The sequence below is a fragment of the Kitasatospora sp. NPDC002040 genome (assembly GCF_040296785.1).
Classification (GTDB): Bacteria; Actinomycetota; Actinomycetes; order Streptomycetales; family Streptomycetaceae; genus Kitasatospora.
In genome coordinates this window covers 58,987-75,996 of sequence record NZ_JBEOXV010000011.1, presented here as the reverse complement: position 1 = coordinate 75,996, position 17,010 = coordinate 58,987, and the positions used below count along the sequence as shown (strand labels likewise).

Below are 17,010 nucleotides of genomic sequence, written 5' to 3'. Positions count from 1 at the left end.
GCTGCGGGTGGTGGACCCGGGTGGTGCGCTGTGCACTGGTTACGAAGCTACGAGCGATCGGGGCCCGGGGGCAAGCATTTCGGTGAAGCGGCAGGTCAGAGCGGGGTTACCGAAGGTACGGGCGGGACCGGGCCCCTGATTTCAAGGGCCGGGCAGGTCCTGCGGAGGAGCGTTCCGGGCCCCGATGTGCCCGGCGTCACCCCGCACGGGTGGCGATGCCGGGCACACCGTCGACCCACCGCGAGGACACGGACACGGACCGTCGGATTCGGCGCAGCCCGCGGTGGCCCCCCTCACAACCGTCCCCCGAACCGGTTCTGCGAGTCCCCGAAAGTCGGCCCCACGCCCTCAGGCGGGACCCGCTTCGGGGCGGCCGGCGGCGGCCCGCCGTCCGCGTCGGTCGGCGAAGAGGGCGAGGGTGATGCCGAGGCCGGTCCAGGCGGTGAGGGTGAGGGCGGGGAGTGCGGCGCCGGTGCCGTTGAAGAAGGCGTTGGAGCGCAGGAGGCTGCCCGAGGCGCCCGGGGGGAGGAGTTGGCCGAGGTCGGCCCAGCCGGTGGGGAGCCAGTGGGGTCCGGTGGCGAGGCCGGAGAGGGGGTTGCCCAGGAGCATCATGAGCGCGCCGCCGAGGGCGAAGCCGGCGGCGCCGAGGAGTGCTTGGAGACCCAGGAGGGTGGTGGAGAGGGCGGCGGTGCCGAGGATGAGGCCGGTGGCGGTGAGCCAGTAGTTCCCGTCGACGGAGTGGGTGGCGTACTGGAGGACGGCGGCGATGGCGGCGCCCGCCACGACGGAGAACAGGAGGGCTCCGGCGACGCGGGTGCGCAGTCCGCGGTGGCCGGGGAAGGCGCTGCTGAGGATGAGGGCGGGGAAGATGCCGCCGAAGATCATGGGCAGGAGCGCGGCGGTAAGGCCGGCGCCGCGGGGGTCGTCCCGGGTGAACGGGACCAGGTCGTGGACGGTGGCCCGGGTGCCCTGTTGTGCGGCGATGGTGTCGCCGAGAGCGGTGAGGGCGGCGGTGGCGGAGGGGCCGCCGGCGGTGGCCGTGTAGAGGTCGACCCGGCGGTCGGTGACGGCGAGGCCGCCGGCCACGTCCCGGTCCTTGACCGCGGCTTGGAGGGCTTCGGCCGTCGGGTAGGTGCGGACCTTCCAGGCGTCGCCGTCGACGTTCTGCCGGAGGGCCTCGGTGCTCTCCTGCGGGCCGGTGACGCCGATGGGGACGCGGTGGGGGCCGCTGTGGAGCGAGGGCAGCGCGAAGGCGCACAGCATGGCGGTGACCAGCGCGGCCAGGCCGAGGACGACCAGGGTCAGCTTGCGTCCCGTGGCGGACAGGGGGTGGTTCGACATCGTGGGGTCTTTCTCTGCTTCGGGGTGCGCGAGGGGCCGGCGGCCGTCCGGTGGGGCGGGTGAGGATCGCGCGGGGCGTCGGCCGGACGCCGGGGCGGGCCCGGCGTCCGGCCGGGGGTGTCAGGCGCGGGCGGCCGCGGCGGCGACGATCCAGTTCCGGAACTCGACGGCGTAGTGCCGCAGGTGGTGCTCCAGGACCTCGTCCGGGCAGGTGCGGGGGAAGTAGACGGTCAGGTCGGCGGTGAAGCCGTCGGCGGTGTCGCCGAACTGGATCAGCGCCCGCCCCACCACGGTGCCGTCGGCCAGGAAGAGGTTGGAGGACATCTTGCGCGGGAACTCCGCCTCCGGGCGCAGCTCGTCCGCGTCCTCGGCCCAGGCCAGGGCGTCGGTGCCCCAGCCGCCCATGTAGAAGTCGGCGACGTGCGGGCCGATGTTCTCCACCACCCGCGCGCCGATCTCATCGGTGCCCATCACGTAGTGCTCGGGGTGCGCGGCGAGGAGCGCGCGCTCGTCGCCCGCGAACGCCTGGTCCATCCAGGCCAGGAACTCGCCCGAGGCCAGTCCCTTCGTTTCGAGGACGGTGGTGCCCGCCTTGAAGGCGCCGTCGGAGGTACGGGCGCTCTCGCGCAGGACGGCGTTGCCCTGCTCGATGTCCGCGGCCAGCAGGTCGAGCAGGCCCTGGCGGCCGAGCAGCGTCCGGAAGCGGCCCAGGGCGCGGCGGGCGTAGAAGAGCTCGAAGTCGTCGATGCTGCCGGTGCCGGTGGGGCCGGCCGCCAGCGTCACGGTGACGGGCGGGGGCGTCTGGGTGTCGGTCATGGTCCAACCTCCGAGTAGGATGCGAATGTGAATTCGCGTTCGCATCAGGAGAGTACGCCGAGGAGCACACCGGATGTCAAAGGAGCAGGTGAGAGCGGCGTGGATGCGCGGATACCATGCGGGACATGACCGACGAGCCGGAGCGCCCGGCCCCCTACCGGGAGCCCCAGCAGGCCCGCAGCGCCGCCACCCTCGCCCGCGTCCTGCGCGCCGCCGAGGAGATCGCCTCCAGCTCGGGCCTGGATGAGATGACCATCGCCGGCGTCGCCCAGCGCGCCGGCGTCGCCGTCGGCACCATCTACCGCCGCTTCGAGGACAAGGACCAACTGGTCACCGCTCTCACCGAGCAGATGCTGGAACGCCGCGAGACGTACGTGGCCGACCGGCTGCGCGCCGCCGAGCCCTCCCTGTCCGGGGTCATGGACGCCTACGCCCACGCCCTGCTCCAGTCCTTCGCCGACAGCAGCAGCCTCTTCCCCGAACTCCTGCGCACGCGAGGGGCGCGGTCATTGGACCGCGGCGCCCGCACCATCACCGAACTCCACCGCCTCCTCCTCGACGCCGCAGCCCCCTACACCGGCCAGATCCGCCGCTCCGACCCCCAGGCGGCCCTGGACACCGCGGCCCGCGCCATCCTCGGCGCCAGCTTCCACAACTCGGTGCGTCCCGACGCCGCCACCGGCGAGGCGGCCAGAGGCCGGTACGCCGACGAACTCGCGGACATGGCCACCACCTACCTCCTCACCCCCGACCGACCCCGCAACGCCAACGCCTGAAGCCAGATCCGGCCCGGCTGCGTGCGCTTCCCAGAAGTGCGACAGCCCCGCTCCGGCGCCCGGCCCGGAGTCCTCCGAACTTCCACCGGTTCGTCGGGGCGCGACTGCGGGCGCGTGCCGCGTCCGCGCTCCACGCGCTCCGCACCGCAGCGGTCGGCCCCCGCGGCCGCGGGTATGTTTCCGGGCGGTGCGTCGACACGAGGCGCGCCGAACTCTTCGGTGGGGGTTGGAAACTGATGGATACGAACAGACGGACCAGCGGGCTGCGGCGGATCGCCGCCGTGCTCACCGCACTCGGCTCGCTGGCGGTGGTCGGGCCGCTCGGGCCCGGCGCGACGGCCGCGCACGCCGACCCGGTCGGCGGCCCCGGCTGCACCGCCGCCGGCGCCGAGGTGACGTGCGCCTTCGACTGGACCGGCGGCTCCCAACTGTGGTCCGTCCCGCCCGGGGTGACCGCGGCAACCGTCACCGCGTACGGCGCGGCGGGCGGCGGCGGCAGCGGGCAGGGGTACGACTGGCACCCCGGGCCTGGTGGTCCGGGCGGTCGACAGGCGGCGGCCCTGTCCGGGCTGACGCCGGGTCAGCGGCTCCAGGTCAACGTCGGGGGAGTGGGCGGCGACCTCCGCCCGGGCGGCCCGTTCTGGTATCCGGCCGCTGGCGGGTTCAACGGCGGCGGCACCGGCTTCACGGGCGGCGGCGGTGCCTCCGACGTCCGGGCCGCCGACGGCGCCGGCCAGTACGGACCGGCGGACCGGCTGGTGGTGGCGGGCGGTGGTGGCGGCGCGGGTGCGGGCGGTCCGCTCGCCCTGGCCGCCGGTGGTGGTGCGGGCGGCGGTGCCGTCGGCGGTTCCTCCCTCGACTCCGGGCAGACCGCCTCCGGCGGGACCCAGGGCGCGGGCGGCAGCAACACCGGCGGTGGGGCGGGCAGCAACCCCTGGCACGGTACGGAGCAGGTCTGCCACGACGGCCGCTTCGGCGAGGGCGGGACCTGTCTCTACACGAACCAGTTGCTGAGCGCCAACATGACGCACGGCGGCGGCGGGGGAGGGGGCTGGTACGGGGGCGGCGTCGGTCTCGGCCCGGGCAGCGGCTTCGCCCAGACGGCCGGACCGGGCGGCGGTGGCAGCAGCCACGCCGGTCCGGCGGACGGTGTCGCGGTGGCCGACCTCGGCACCGCCTCCGGCGGGACCTTCACGCCCCCGGCCGGTACGGGTGGCAACGGTCGGGTGCAGATCTCGTACACGCTGGCGAACTTCAGCGCGACCGGCTTCCGCGGGGCGGCGGGCTCCTGGACCCTGGCCTCCGGTCAGACCCTCAGCACCGGTACCGACGCCAACTCCCCGAACACCGCCTTCGTCCTCACCATGCAGGGCGACGGGAACCTGATCCTGACCTCGCCCGGCGTGCCCGGTGTGCGCTGGGCCTCCAGTACCTGGGGCAACCCGGGGGCGACCGCCAGGTTCACCGCGGACGGCGTGCTCCAGGTGGTCGGCACCACCGGCGCGGTGCTCTGGCGCTCGGCCGTGGCCGGCGGGCTCGGCGCCACCTTCGTCTTCCTGCCCGGCGGCACCCTGCAGATCCTCGACCGGTACAGCGTCCAGTGCTGGTTCACCTCCCTGACCGGGGAGTTCGGTGGTCTGACGCTGTTCCCGAACAACGCGGTCTCGGTCGGTGGCTCCAACCACCAGCTGGTCATGCAGGGCGACGGCAACCTGGTCTGGTACGGCGCCGGCCTCCAGCCGATCTGGGCCAGCAACACCTGGGGCAACGACGGCAGGGGGTTCCGCTTCGACTTCGCTCCCCGGGGCACCCTGGCGATCCACGACGGGACCGGCACCCTGGTCTGGTCCGCCGGGCCCGCCTCGGGCGGCTGGTGGCTGAGGCTTCAGGGCGACGGCAACATCGTCATCGTCGACGCCGCCCGGGTCGCGCGCTGGGCCACCGGCACCTCGGGCTGACGCCGCGTCACACGGACGGGTCTCCCCATGCCGCTGTGAGCGCCGGCGGCATGGGGAACTGGTGAGCAAGGTGTGCGGGCAGGACTACCGTAGCGGCCCGACAGCAAAAGCGACATGGTACTGAGCAAAAGTCTTGCAATCCTGAGCAATCAACGCACGTTGGGGTCTGACCGGGCAGGCCTCGGCCACCGTGGGCCATTTATGACTACTCTGTTCCGATAAATGACCTTCTGCTCCCAGTGGCGAGCCGCGATCCGCTGACCGACCGGGCCCAAGAGAGGCGCCCATCGACCGATCCTGTACTTGCGCTCGCCAGTTCAGTTTTTGCGTAAAAGTTTGTAGCCTTCGGTCATGACGAAGCGAATGAACGACGTCGCGAGGTTCGCCGGCGTGAGCACGGCGACGGTGAGCCGGGTGCTGCGCAACCGGCCCGGGGTGGCGGACGCGACCCGGCAGTCGGTGCTCACGGCGCTGGACGTGATGGGGCTGGAGCGGCCGTCGGTGCTGCGTGCCGAGCGTGCGCCGTTGGTCGGTCTCGTGGTGCCTGACCTGCAGAATCCGGTGTTTCCCGCGTTCTGCGAGGTGCTGGCGGGGGCGCTGAGCAAGCGCGGTCTGATGCCGGTGCTCTGCACCCGGACGGCCGACGGCGTCTCGGAGGCGAACTACGTCGAGATGCTGCTGCGGCAGAACGTCGCCGGGATCGTCTTCGTGGGCGGCAGTTACGCCGACGCCGGCCCGGAGCACGGCCGGGTGCTGCACGAGCGGGAGATGCCGATGGTGCTGATCAACGCGGCCGACGGGCACGAGGGTGCGGCGCGGATCGCGGTGGACGACGCGAGCGCCGTCGAGCAGGCGCTGGATCACCTGACCGCGCTCGGCCACGAACGGATCGGCCTGCTCCTCGGCCCTGCGGCGCACGTGCCGTCCGTGCGCAAACTGCAGGCGTTCTCGCGGTACTTGGACGACCGGGGCCAGGGGGCGCTGCTGCGCGAACTGGTGGCGCACACGATGTTCTCGCTGGACGGGGGAGCGGCGGCGGTGCCGCGCCTGGTGGCGGCCGGCGCGACGGCGGTGGTGTGCGCGAGCGACGCCCTCGCGCTGGGGGCGATCCGCAGGCTGCGCAAGGACGGGCTGTCGGTGCCCGAGGACGTCTCGGTGGTCGGCTTCGACGACTCGCCGTACATGATCGCCACTGATCCGCCGCTCACCACGGTCCGCCAGCCGGTCCAGCTGATGGCCGCCGCGGCGGGAAAGCTGCTGGTCGAGCAGATCGAGGGTCACCGGGTCGCTCCCGAGGAGCTCCTGTTCGAGCCGGAGCTCATCGTCCGGTCCTCCACCCGGACGGCGCCGGTCGCGCCCCGTCCTCGCAGGGTCACGAAGCGATGAAGCGATGCAAGAATATTGCGTAACACTGTTGACCAATTGCGTTAACACTGTCTATGTTCACTGCCACCGGCGAACGCCTCCCCGTGGCGCCGGTCAGACAATCCGCATCGAGCGGTGACCCTGCGGTGCAGTGGCCACCGCAAATGTTTGCAGGATCCACGGAAGGTCCGATCAGCATGGACAGCAACAGAACCCGCCGACTCTCCGCCGCGGCACTGGCCGCGGCCGTCGCCCTCACCGTGGCCGGGTGCGGCAGCGGCTCCTCCTCGGGCGACTCGGGCAAGGCCGGCGGCGTGGTCACCATCTCCGTCAACGGCCTCCCGCCGGCGACGCAGACCGTGGACCGGAAGAACTTCGAGGACGACGTCAAGGCGTTCGAGGCGAGCCACCCGACCATCCGGATCGACGCCCGCGAGGGCCTGATGGACCCGAAGACGTTCGCCGCCAAGCTCGCCGGCGGCCAGCTGGAGGACGTCTTCTACGTCTACTTCACCGACCCCGCCGGGCTGATCCAGCGCCGCCAGGTCGCCGACATCAGCCAGTACCTCAAGGACGTCCCCGCGCTCGCCGACGTGAAGCCCGAACTGCTGGACGTCTTCAAGGACAGGACGGGCAAGGTCTACGGCCTGCCCACCGGGAACTACTCCATGGGCCTGGTCTACAACCGGGCGCTGTTCACCAAGGCGGGCCTGGACCCGGAGAAGCCGCCGACCAGCTGGGACGAGGTCCGCACCGCCGCGCAGAAGATCACCGCGCTCGGCGACGGCATCACCGGCTACGCCGACTTCAGCAAGAACAACCAGGGCGGCTGGCACCTCAGCTCCTGGATCTACTCGCTCGGCGGCGACGTCGCCAAGCAGGACGGCGAGACCTGGAAGCCCGCCTTCAACTCCGAGGCCGGCCACAAGGCCCTGCAGTACCTGCACGACATGCGCTGGACCGACGACACCATGGGCAGCCGCCAGCTGCTGGAGATCCCCGACGTCCAGAAGATGATGGGCTCCGGCAAGCTCGGCATGTACCTCGCCGGCCCCGACAACATCCCCACCATCGTCAAGCAGTTCGAGCGCAAGTACGACGAGTTCGGCCTGGCCGCGATGCCCGGCACCGGCACCCTCGGCGGTGGAGACGGCTTCATGTTCAACCTCAAGAACACCCCCGAGAAGACGAAGGCCGGCCTCGCCTGGGTGCAGTGGAAGTACCTGAACCCCGAGCGCGAGGAGCAGATCACCAAGAAGTCGGCCGGCTCCGACATCCCGATCGGCCTGCCGCAGCCGGACCTGTTCAACGGCAAGGGCGGCGAGACGATCAAGGCCGTGCACGCCCAGTACGCCAACGTGCCGCAGCGCAACTACCAGCCGTTCGTCGACCGCAACAGCTCGGTCAAGGTCAAGGTGGAGCCGCCGAACGCCCAGCAGCTCTACGCCATCCTCGACGGCGTGATGCAGGCCGTGCTGACCGACAAGGACGCCAACCGCGACCAACTCCTCGCCGACGCCGAGAAGAAGGCCGCCACCGTGCTGGCCGCCGTCAAGTGAGCCCGGGGCGCGGCCGGCCCTCCATCCCGCCGGCCGGCCGCGCCCCGATCCCCGACCGGTCACCGAACGAGCCGAAAGCCATCCGACATGAAGGTCGACACCCCCCGAGCGTCCCGGCAGGGGCCCGGCGTGGCAGCACCCAGCGTCCCCCCGCGTCCCCTCGGCGCGCCCCTGCCGCGGCGGGACCGCCTGCGGCGGCGCATCGCCGACAACCTGGTCGCCTACGCGTTCCTGGTCCTGGGCATCCTCGCCTTCGCGCTGTTCTCCTGGTACCCGATCGTGCGGGGCTTCCTGTTGAGCTTCCAGCAGGTCAACTTCGCCGCCCCCGCCGAATGGGTCGGCCTGGACAACTTCCAGCGCCTGCTCGACGACCCGCTGTTCCTGACGGCCTGGCGCAACACCCTGTGGTTCACCCTGCTGGCGCTGGTCTTCGGCTTCGCCGCCCCGTTCGTCACCGCCGTCGTCCTGAACGAACTCCGCCACGGCCGGGCCTACCTGCGGATGACCGTCTACCTGCCGGTCATGCTCCCACCGATCGTCACCGTCCTGCTGTGGCGCTGGTTCTACGACCCGGGCCCGGGCCTGTTCAACAACGTCCTGAAGATCTTCCACCTGCCGCCGCAGCAGTGGCTGGAGTCGTCCAACCTCTCCATGCTCTCCCTGGTCATCGTCTCCACCTGGGCCAACATGGGCACCACCACGCTCATCTACCTCGCCGCCCTGGGCGGCATCCCCGGTGAGCTCTACGAAGCCGCCCAGCTCGACGGCGCGTCGATCCGCCAGCGGCTGTGGCACGTGACGATCCCGCAGATGCGCTTCATCCTGCTGATCACCCTGCTGCTGCAGGTGATCGGCACCATGCAGGTCTTCGTCGAACCGTTCGTCCTCACCGGCGGCGGCCCCAGCGACGCCACCATCACCGTCCTGCTGCTGCTCTACCGCTACGCCTTCGTCTACAGCGACTTCGGCCTGGCCAGCGCGATGAGCACCGTCCTGTTCGTGGTCCTCGGGGCCTTCGCCGGCCTGTACCTGCGACTGACCCGCACCAAGGGCTGAGAGGAACCCGCCATGGCCACCGCCGAATCCCCGGTCCGCACCCTCGTCGCCCCCGCCGAACTGCAACGCCCGCTCGGACGCCTCCTGTACCGCACGGTGCTGACCTTCGTGTTCGTCAGCTTCACCGCCGCGTTCGTCTTCCCGCTGTTCTGGATGGCCTCCGGCGCGCTCAAGTCGTCCGCCGAACTCGCCGAGCCCGTACCGCACCTGCTCCCGCAGTCGTTCCACCCCGAGAGCTACACCGAGGCGTGGAGCAGTACCGGCCTGGGCCGGTACTTCCTCAACACGCTGCTGCTGGCCGCCGGAGCGCTGCTGCTCCAACTCGTCGTGGACGTCGCCGCCGCCTACGCGCTCTCCAAACTCCGGCCGGTGCTCGGCAACATCGTGCTCGCGATGATGCTCGCCACCCTCATGCTGCCGGTGTCCGCGCTGCTGGTGCCCACCTACCTCACGGTGGTGGACGTGCCGCTGATCCACGTCAACCTGATCAACACACCGTTCGCGATCTGGCTGCCCGCCTGCGCCAACGCCTTCAACATCTTCGTCCTCAAGCGCTTCTTCGACCAGATCCCCGAAGAGATGATCGACGCCGCCCGGATCGACGGTGCCGGCCCGCTGCGGATCCTGGCGTCCGTCGTGCTGCCGCTGTCGCGGCCGGTGCTCGGCGTGGTCTCCATCTTCGCCGTGGTCGGCGTGTGGAAGGACTTCCTCTGGCCGATGCTGACGCTGCCCGACCCCAAGGGCCAGCCGCTCACCGTCGCCCTCGCCACGCTCTCGCTCGACATGCCCGCCAACCAGCTCCTCGCAGGCATGGTGATGGCGAGCGTCCCGCTGCTGGTGATCTTCCTGGTCTTCCAGAAGAACATCATGGCGGGCCTGACCGCGGGCAGCCTCAAGGGCTGACGTCCCGCCCTTCCCCGCTCCGGCGCGCCCCGGGCCGTACGGACCTGCACGGCACGGTCCGCGACCGGCACCCCCACAGACCCGGCGCCGGCCGCAGAGCCGCTCAATGCGGCCGGCGCCGCACCCCCCACCCATCCACACCGGTGCCCACGCCCCGGTGGACCTTCGGGAGCCCACGTGTCCCCTGCACCCGGCAAGTCCCGCACCATCAGAACCACCGCCGTCGCCACCGCCGCGTCGATCGTCGCCGGTCTCGCCCTGTGGTCGCTCGCCCCCGGCGCCCAGGCCGTCTCCGTCGTCCTGGAGGCCGAGTCCGCCGCGCTGGCCGGCGGTGCCTCGTTCGCCTCCGACCACAGCGGCTACACCGGCACCGGCTTCGTCGGCGGCTTCACCGACGGCAACAAGGGCAACGCGAAGACCTCCTTCACCGTGCAGGCCACCACGGCCGGCGCCGGCACCGTCGCCATCCGGTACGCCAACGGCACCGGCTCCGACAAGACGCTGAGCCTGGTCGTCAACGGCACCGCCGTCCGGCAGGTCACCCTGCCCGCCACCGCCAACTGGGACACCTGGGCCACCAGCGAACAGACCGTCACCCTGAACGCCGGCGCCAACACCGTGGCCCTGGCCTTCACCACCGCCGACAGCGGCAACGTCAACCTCGACAACCTGACCGCCACCACCGGCACCGCCACCCCGAGCGGCACCCTGCAGGCCGAGGCCGCGGCACTCACCGGCGGCGCCTCGTTCGCCTCCGACCACAGCGGCTACACCGGCACCGGCTTCGTCGGCGGGTACACCGACGGCAACAAGGGCAACGCCGCCACCTCCTTCGCAGTCACCGCCGGCCAGGCCGGTACCGGCAGCGTCGCCATCCGCTACGCCAACGGCACCGGCTCCACCAGGACCCTCACCCTGATCGTCAACGGCACCGCGGCCGGCCAGGTCCAACTGCCCGCCACGGCGAACTGGGACACCTGGGGCACCGTCAGCCAGGCCGTCACCTTCACCGCGGGCGCCAACACGGTCGCGCTGAAGTTCACCACCGCCGACAGCGGCAACGTCAACCTCGACAGCCTCACCCCCACCACCCCCGCCGGCACCGCGAGCCCCAGCCCGTCGCCGACCGGCACCACCGACCCCAACCCGAGCGGCGTCGGCGCCACCCTCCCCTTCACCACCTACGAGGCCGAGGCCGGCAGCACCAACGGCACCGTCCTCGGCCCCGACCGCACGTATCTCACCGTCGCCTCGGAGGCCTCCGGCCGTCAGGCCGTCGTGCTCGCCCAGACCGGCCAGTACGTCGAGATCAAGCTCACCCGGCCCGCCAACGCCCTCAACCTGCGCTACTCCCTGCCCGACAGCAGCGACGGCAAGGGCACCGACGCCACCCTCAGCGCCTACGCCAACGGCCAGGCCCTGCCCGACCTGCAGCTGACCTCCCGTTACGCCTGGGTCTACGGCGGCTACCCGTACACCAACAACCCGAGCGAGGGCCAGGGGCACCGCTTCTTCGACGAGACCCGCGCCACCTTCGGCCAGACCCTGCCGGCCGGCACCGTGCTGCGCCTGCAGAAGGACGCCGGGGACACCGCCGCCACCTACACCATCGACCTGATCGAGGCGGAGGAGACCGGCACCGCCGCCACCCTGCCCAGCGGCTACGTCTCCGCCGCCGACCTCGGTGTCCCGCCCGGCGGACCGGACGTCACCGCCGCCCTGAACGCCGCGCTGACCACGGCCAAGAACCAGGGCAAGGGCCTGTTCCTCCCGGCCGGCACCTACACCGTCTCCGACCGGATCAACCTCGCCGGCGTGAAGCTGCGCGGCGCGGGCATCTGGCACACCGTCCTGCGCGGCACCGGCCTCAAGGGCGGACTGTACGGGCAGGGCGGCACCAGCACCGTCGAGAACCTGACCATCGACGGCCAGAACACCGTCCGTGACGACGCGGGCGGCCAGGCCGGCATCGAGGGCGACTTCGGCACCGACTCGGTGATCAGGAACGTCTGGATCCAGCACACCAAGGTCGGCCTGTGGATCAACGCCCCGACCAAGGGACTGCAGGCCAGCAGCCTGCGGATCCGCAACACCTACGCCGACGGCGTCAACCTGCACGGGGCGGTGGACGGCACCGTGGTCTCCAACAGCAGCATCCGGGGCACCGGTGACGACGCCCTGGCCATGTGGTCGGACGGCGCGGCGGTGACCAACAGCGCCTTCCGCAACAACACCGTGCAGCTGCCCGTCCTCGCCAACGGCGCCGCCGTGTACGGCGGCAGCGGCAACAGCGTCGAGAACAACCTGATCTCCGACACCGTCGTCGCGGCCGCTGGCGTCGCCGTCTCCACCCGCTTCGGCCAGCCGTTCAGCGGCACCACCACGGTCTCGGGCAACGTGCTGCGCCGCACCGGCAGCATGGAGGTCAACTGGAACGCCAAGCTCGGCGCCCTGTGGATCTTCGCCGACCAGAGCGACATCACCCAGCCCGTCGTGCTGAAGAACAACACCGTCGAGGACTCCACCTACAGCGGCCTCCTGATCACCTGGCAGAAGCAGGTCGCCGACCTGCGGGTGGACGGCCTGGCCATCGACCGGACCGGCAACAACGGCATCGAGGGCAACGCCGCCGGCCAGGGCACCTTCGCCAACACCACGGTGTCCCGGACCGCGGCCGCGCCGCTGAACCTCACCGGCGGCTTCACCATCCAGCGCGGCAGCGGCAACAGCGGCTGGTAGTACGGCCGTTCAGGCCGCCGCAGTCCCATCCGGTCCGTACCAGGACCACCGGCCGGGCCCGCCGACACCCCGTCGGCGGGCTCAGGCCCCGTCCACGAACAGGGAGAAACCCCGTGACCCACCCCACCGATCGCCCCACGCCGGCCTGGTGGCGCACCGCCTCCATCTACCAGGTCTACGTGCGCAGCTTCGCCGACGGCAACGGCGACGGCGTCGGCGACCTCGCGGGAGTGCGCAGCCGCCTGCCCTACCTGCGCGACCTCGGCGCGGACGCCCTGTGGTTCAACCCCTGGTACCTCTCGCCGATGGCCGACGGTGGCTACGACGTCGCCGACTACCGCGACATCGACCCGCTCTTCGGCACCCTCGCCGAGGCCGAGGAGCTCATCGCCGAGGCCCACCGGCACGGCCTGCGCGTCATCGTCGACCTGGTGCCCAACCACTGCTCGGACCAGCACGCGTGGTTTCGGGAGGCGCTGGCGGCCGGCCCCGGCGCGGCAGAGCGGGAACGGTTCTGGTTCGTCCCCGGCCGGGGCGAGAACGGCGAACTGCCGCCCAACGACTGGCAGTCCTACTTCGGCGGCGCCGCCTGGACCCGGATCACCGAGGCGGACGGCACCCCCGGCCCGTGGTACCTGCACCTGTTCGCCCCCGAGCAGCCCGACCTCAACTGGGAACACCCGGAGGTCCGCGGCGAGTTCGAGTCGATCCTGGGCTTCTGGCTCGACCGCGGGGTCGACGGCTTCCGCATCGACGTCGCGCACGGCCTGGCGAAGAAGCCCGGCCTGCCGGACGTCGGCCCCGATCCGGACGTCACCGACCTCCCGTACCAGGACGTCGACGCCGTCCACGACATCTACCGCTCCTGGCGCAAGATGACCAACTCCTACCCCGGCGACCGGGTCTTCGTCGGTGAGGTCTGGCTGCCCACCCCCGGCCAGTTCGCCCGCTACCTGCGCCCGGACGAACTCCACTCCGCGTTCAACTTCGAGTTCCTGTGCAGTGCTTGGGAGCAGCAGGCCGTCCGCGGCGTCATCAACGCCACCCTCGCCTCCCACGCCCTGGTCGACGCACCCCCGACCTGGGTGCTGTCCAACCACGACACCATCCGGCACGTCACCCGCTACGGCCGCGAGGACACCTCCTTCGACATGGGGAACAAGCGCCTCGGCGCCCCCACCGACCGCTCCCTCGGTCTGCGCCGCGCCCGCGCCGCCGCTCTCCTGACCATGGCACTCCCCGGCGGCGTCTACATCTACCAGGGCGACGAACTCGGCCTCAGCGAGGTCGAGGACCTCCCCGACCCGCTCCGCCAGGACCCCACCTTCGTCCGCTCCGGCGGCACCGACCGCGGCCGCGACGGCTGCCGGGTCCCGCTGCCGTGGTCCGGCGAGACCACCCCGTTCGGCTTCTCCCCGGCCGGTACTTCCGCCGCGCCCTGGCTCCCGCAGCCCGCTGACTGGGCCGGCCAGAGCGTCAGCGCCCAGAGCAACGACCCCGCCTCCCACCTGTCCCTCTACCGCGAGGCCCTACAACTCCGGCGCAGCACACTGACGACCCTGCCCGAGGACATCAGCTGGCTCCCGTCCCCGCCGGGCATCCTGGCCTTCGGCCGCGGCGGCTCCTTCGCCTGCACCGTCAACTTCACCGCGCGGCCCGTTCCCCTGCCGGAGGGGGCGGACGTGATCCTGGCCAGTGCCGACTGCGGTGATGGCCTGCTGCCGTCCGACGCCTGCGCCTGGCTGCAGCTGAACCAGGTCCTCTCCTTCCAGCCTCGAACGGGGGCGCTCACGTGGGGATCCGCCTGACATGAGGGCGGTACGGGAGGCGTCCGAGCTGAAGCGTCAGGAAGCCGAGCGACCGGCTTGCGATGCCCGTAGTCCCAGTTCGGGGCGCAGCGGTCGGCGGCACGCGCCTCCCACCGTCGGCTGCGGTCAGCCCACGGCCGGGCCCGGAGTGCTTGGCGCACCTGGAGCAAGTCAGACAACTCTCACGACATCCGACAGGGGGACAGCGATCCTGGTCGCGTCACCGAAGATGTCCACCGTCAACTCGACAAGGCCCCGGACATGGTCAACAGCCACGACAGGGCTCGTGAAGTCCGTGAACGGTCCCCCGGAAATCCGCACGTCAGCGCCGACCCGAATGTCCATCTCGTGCGTCACACCAGCCCCCATTGCGCGGCTATTTCGGTCAGCCGTCGTTGACAGGGGCGAATCTACCTCTGGCGGCATGGGGCCGAACGGCCCGAGCCAAGCTGGGGCGCGACCGTTGGTTGACCACAGACTCAGGGACTGCTCCGCCAACGGGGAGCGTCGAGGTCGGGCTGATCGGGACTGGCGAAGTGGAACGGGACACCGAGCTGCTCGGCGAGGGCCCGGCCGATGATGGTGGCTTCCTGTGCTTCGGGCCATGGGGGGACCGAGCCGTTGAACAGTCGCATGTCGCTGCCATGGCGGATGGTCGCCAGCCGGTGTTCCGCGGTGGGGTCGTCCGTCAGCGCGGTCAGGGCCACGCACCAGCCGTCACTGTCGCCGTCCCACAGCGCCTCGATGGCCACCGTCCGGCCCGGCAGTGCCTGCACCTGGTCGGTCAGTGCTGGCAGGCTCAGCGGCGGGGTCGGGTATCGCTCGTAGCGCTGGCCGAGGTCCCGGTAGCGCTCCACCACCACGTCCAGCGCCTCGTACAGGCCCGGCGCCGAGTCGAGCGGGAACGCGTCGCGCAGGCGTTTGACCGCCGCGATCCGACGGTCGAGGCGGACCAGGGCGTCAACGGCGGAGCGGTCGGCGGGCGGCAGCTCGGCCCAGATCGGGGAGTCCATGTCGGTATTCAAACGGTTGCGACCGCCCGCTCCGCATCCGGGGCTACGGACTGGGTGCCGTTGTCAGGTGGACCGGCTTCGGAGGTAGGTGTGGCCGGCTTCGTGGAGGGTGTACTCGTGTCGTGGTGTGGGGTGGCCGGTGGGGCCGGCGCTCCAGAGCAGTCGGCCGTTCTCAGGGTCGACCGGGCAAGCGCCGACGGTGTCTGCGGCACGGGTCGTGGCAGTGGCGCGTACATGGGCGCAGACGACGGAGCCGTCGTGCTGGTCGCTGGAGAGGACCAAGCACAGGGGTGGCCGGTTGACGGGGTCGTGGATGAGACCTGCAGCGCGTGCCAGTAGCCGCTCACGTTCGTCGGGGCCGGCCGCGCGGATGGTCAGAGGTCCGAAGCTCTCGAGCAGGTCCACGGCCCTGACGCCGTCGAACCAGATGTCGATCGTTTCCTGACCTTCCTGCCAGGCGGCGCTGCGCAGCAGCAGCGTCATGTGGCCGACGCCGTAGCGCCAGATACGAAAGCGCCGCCCGGTCGCGAAGCTCGGTGACGTCGTGTCGAGGGCTTGATCGCTCATCGCTCCATGATCGCCGCCTCGATAGGCCGGGGGAAGGCCCCAACATGGAGCTTTGCTGTCCCCGTTGCTGTCGGGCCGCCAAGGCCTCGGCCCCCCGCGGGTTCGGCGGGGGATGGCCCGCGGCTCCTGCTGGGAGACTGTGGGGTCATGGAACAGGGTGAGGCAACTGTGAAGGCCGGCAGTGCTATTGAGGCAGGGCTGGTCATGGCGATAGACAGCTACGACCGGGAAGGAGCGCGTAGGGAGCGCAGGGCGTGGAAGGACTTGAGCTTCGAGGAGGCTCTCGACCGGGCCTGCCTGGGCCGGACGGCGAACGGTAGCCCCCACACGCACTTCCAGCAGGTGCTCTGGGAGACCCGTCGAAGCTTCTTGGACGTGCTGTTCCCGATCGTGGCCGAGTTGGAGGCGATCGAAGGGTTCGAGCCGCTGTACAACCGCCTGGACGAGGTGGGAATGAAGGTCCCCAAGGTGAACACCTCGCGCAGGCGCTCCGTCATCGTCTACGACGTGGCGTTCGCCTTGGCTGCGAACCGCGGCTTCAAGCCCGGCGGTGTCTACCTCCATTCGAATCCCGGGAGGGCCGCCAGAGCTCTCGGCCTCCGCCCGGAGCCCGGCAAGAAGTTCATGCTCCGGAAGCGCCTTCCACAGGTGCCTAAGCGGTACCCGGCATGGCAGGTCGAGGACATCCTGTGCGAGGCCTGGAAGCTGCAGAGCTGACAGCATCAGCTGCCCCCCCGGGGGATCCCGGGCAGCAGTCCCGGGTGGCGCTCCTCTCGCTGGGCCTGCCCGCCGGGTGGCCGGGTGTCAGTGGTTGAGGAGCCACTGGGCGAGGGCGGTGATGGCGGAGGCCGCGCCGTGCAGGAACCGGTGTGCGGGGTGGCGGGCGAGGCGACGGACGCGGCCGCTGGTGCGTGGGGTGGAGTTGCTGGGCGCCATCGGGGGCGCCCCTTCCTGCCCCCGGTCGTTGCCATCCACCGCGCCGCGCTCGGTGCCCGCGCCTGGAAGGTCCGCTGACCAACGAGGAGCACGTAGGAAGGGGCGGCCGGTCAGGATCATTGACCTGACACCCTGAACTGACGATCCTTCAGGAGCAGGCCCGCGCTCCAGTT

14 protein-coding genes are annotated in these 17,010 nt (G+C 71.3%); 9 read left to right on the top strand and 5 right to left on the bottom strand.

What is annotated here, in order from left to right; all coding sequences use genetic code 11:
* Window positions 1-348: 348 nt before the first annotated feature.
* Window positions 349-1,341: a hypothetical protein gene (locus tag ABT118_RS22800; RefSeq protein ID WP_350671926.1), complete on the bottom strand. Its 993-nt coding sequence runs from the start codon at window positions 1,339-1,341 to the stop codon at window positions 349-351.
* 120 nt (window positions 1,342-1,461) lie between these two features.
* Complete coding sequence (locus ABT118_RS22795) at window positions 1,462-2,157, bottom strand: hypothetical protein (protein WP_350671925.1); 696 nt, start codon at window positions 2,155-2,157, stop codon at window positions 1,462-1,464.
* 125 nt (window positions 2,158-2,282) lie between these two features.
* On the opposite strand from ABT118_RS22795, the gene ABT118_RS22790 reads away from it, so the two are divergent.
* The 8 genes from ABT118_RS22790 (at window position 2,283) to ABT118_RS22755 (ending at window position 14,321) form a co-directional block, all read left to right on the top strand.
* Window positions 2,283-2,933, top strand: a complete 651-nt coding sequence (locus ABT118_RS22790) for a TetR/AcrR family transcriptional regulator (RefSeq protein WP_350671923.1) — start codon at window positions 2,283-2,285, stop codon at window positions 2,931-2,933.
* A 236-nt stretch (window positions 2,934-3,169) separates the two neighbouring features.
* The gene (locus ABT118_RS22785; RefSeq protein WP_350671919.1) at window positions 3,170-4,891 is read left to right on the top strand and encodes a glycine-rich protein; all 1,722 of its coding nucleotides are present in this window, start codon (window positions 3,170-3,172) and stop codon (window positions 4,889-4,891) included.
* Between the two features lie 351 nt (window positions 4,892-5,242).
* Window positions 5,243-6,277: a LacI family DNA-binding transcriptional regulator gene (locus ABT118_RS22780; protein WP_350671917.1), complete on the top strand. Its 1,035-nt coding sequence runs from the start codon at window positions 5,243-5,245 to the stop codon at window positions 6,275-6,277.
* Between the two features lie 176 nt (window positions 6,278-6,453).
* Window positions 6,454-7,815 (top strand): extracellular solute-binding protein, encoded by a 1,362-nt coding sequence (locus tag ABT118_RS22775; protein WP_350671915.1) that lies wholly within the window; start codon window positions 6,454-6,456, stop codon window positions 7,813-7,815.
* 87 nt (window positions 7,816-7,902) lie between these two features.
* Window positions 7,903-8,871 (top strand): carbohydrate ABC transporter permease, encoded by a 969-nt coding sequence (locus tag ABT118_RS22770; protein WP_502884639.1) that lies wholly within the window; start codon window positions 7,903-7,905, stop codon window positions 8,869-8,871.
* Between the two features lie 12 nt (window positions 8,872-8,883).
* The gene (locus ABT118_RS22765) at window positions 8,884-9,774 is read left to right on the top strand and encodes a carbohydrate ABC transporter permease (RefSeq protein WP_350671910.1); all 891 of its coding nucleotides are present in this window, start codon (window positions 8,884-8,886) and stop codon (window positions 9,772-9,774) included.
* A 177-nt stretch (window positions 9,775-9,951) separates the two neighbouring features.
* The gene (locus tag ABT118_RS22760; RefSeq protein WP_350671908.1) at window positions 9,952-12,513 is read left to right on the top strand and encodes a carbohydrate-binding protein; all 2,562 of its coding nucleotides are present in this window, start codon (window positions 9,952-9,954) and stop codon (window positions 12,511-12,513) included.
* A gap of 113 nt (window positions 12,514-12,626) precedes the next feature.
* The gene (locus ABT118_RS22755) at window positions 12,627-14,321 is read left to right on the top strand and encodes a glycoside hydrolase family 13 protein (RefSeq protein WP_350671904.1); all 1,695 of its coding nucleotides are present in this window, start codon (window positions 12,627-12,629) and stop codon (window positions 14,319-14,321) included.
* Between the two features lie 479 nt (window positions 14,322-14,800).
* Here ABT118_RS22755 and ABT118_RS22750 read toward each other — a convergent pair whose 3' ends face one another.
* Together ABT118_RS22750 and ABT118_RS22745 are read right to left on the bottom strand one after the other, a co-directional pair.
* Window positions 14,801-15,334 carry a hypothetical protein gene (locus ABT118_RS22750; RefSeq protein WP_350671902.1) on the bottom strand — a complete coding sequence of 178 codons (534 nt, stop codon included), beginning with the start codon at window positions 15,332-15,334 and terminating at the stop codon, window positions 14,801-14,803.
* A gap of 63 nt (window positions 15,335-15,397) precedes the next feature.
* Window positions 15,398-15,901 (bottom strand): hypothetical protein, encoded by a 504-nt coding sequence (locus ABT118_RS22745; protein ID WP_350671899.1) that lies wholly within the window; start codon window positions 15,899-15,901, stop codon window positions 15,398-15,400.
* A 147-nt stretch (window positions 15,902-16,048) separates the two neighbouring features.
* Here ABT118_RS22745 and ABT118_RS22740 point away from each other — a divergent pair, with 147 nt between their 5' ends.
* Window positions 16,049-16,618: a hypothetical protein gene (locus tag ABT118_RS22740; RefSeq protein ID WP_350671897.1), complete on the top strand. Its 570-nt coding sequence runs from the start codon at window positions 16,049-16,051 to the stop codon at window positions 16,616-16,618.
* Between the two features lie 87 nt (window positions 16,619-16,705).
* On the opposite strand, the gene ABT118_RS22735 is transcribed toward ABT118_RS22740, so the two are convergent.
* The gene (locus ABT118_RS22735) at window positions 16,706-16,837 is read right to left on the bottom strand and encodes a hypothetical protein (RefSeq protein ID WP_350671896.1); all 132 of its coding nucleotides are present in this window, start codon (window positions 16,835-16,837) and stop codon (window positions 16,706-16,708) included.
* Window positions 16,838-17,010: the final 173 nt, after the last annotated feature.

Bases quoted from the DNA above. Each gene is read 5' to 3' on its own strand.
- ABT118_RS22800 (WP_350671926.1), bottom strand. From the start codon at position 1,341: ATGTCGAACCACCCCCTGTCCGCCACGGGACGCAAGCTGACCCTGGTC.
- ABT118_RS22735 (WP_350671896.1), bottom strand. From the start codon at position 16,837: ATGGCGCCCAGCAACTCCACCCCACGCACCAGCGGCCGCGTCCGTCGC.
- ABT118_RS22740 (WP_350671897.1), top strand. From the start codon at position 16,049: ATGGAACAGGGTGAGGCAACTGTGAAGGCCGGCAGTGCTATTGAGGCA.
- ABT118_RS22795 (WP_350671925.1), bottom strand. From the start codon at position 2,157: ATGACCGACACCCAGACGCCCCCGCCCGTCACCGTGACGCTGGCGGCC.
- ABT118_RS22775 (WP_350671915.1), top strand. From the start codon at position 6,454: ATGGACAGCAACAGAACCCGCCGACTCTCCGCCGCGGCACTGGCCGCG.
- ABT118_RS22765 (WP_350671910.1), top strand. From the start codon at position 8,884: ATGGCCACCGCCGAATCCCCGGTCCGCACCCTCGTCGCCCCCGCCGAA.
- ABT118_RS22745 (WP_350671899.1), bottom strand. From the start codon at position 15,901: ATGAGCGATCAAGCCCTCGACACGACGTCACCGAGCTTCGCGACCGGG.
- ABT118_RS22785 (WP_350671919.1), top strand. From the start codon at position 3,170: ATGGATACGAACAGACGGACCAGCGGGCTGCGGCGGATCGCCGCCGTG.
- ABT118_RS22750 (WP_350671902.1), bottom strand. From the start codon at position 15,334: ATGGACTCCCCGATCTGGGCCGAGCTGCCGCCCGCCGACCGCTCCGCC.
- ABT118_RS22780 (WP_350671917.1), top strand. From the start codon at position 5,243: ATGACGAAGCGAATGAACGACGTCGCGAGGTTCGCCGGCGTGAGCACG.
- ABT118_RS22790 (WP_350671923.1), top strand. From the start codon at position 2,283: ATGACCGACGAGCCGGAGCGCCCGGCCCCCTACCGGGAGCCCCAGCAG.
- ABT118_RS22770 (WP_502884639.1), top strand. From the start codon at position 7,903: ATGAAGGTCGACACCCCCCGAGCGTCCCGGCAGGGGCCCGGCGTGGCA.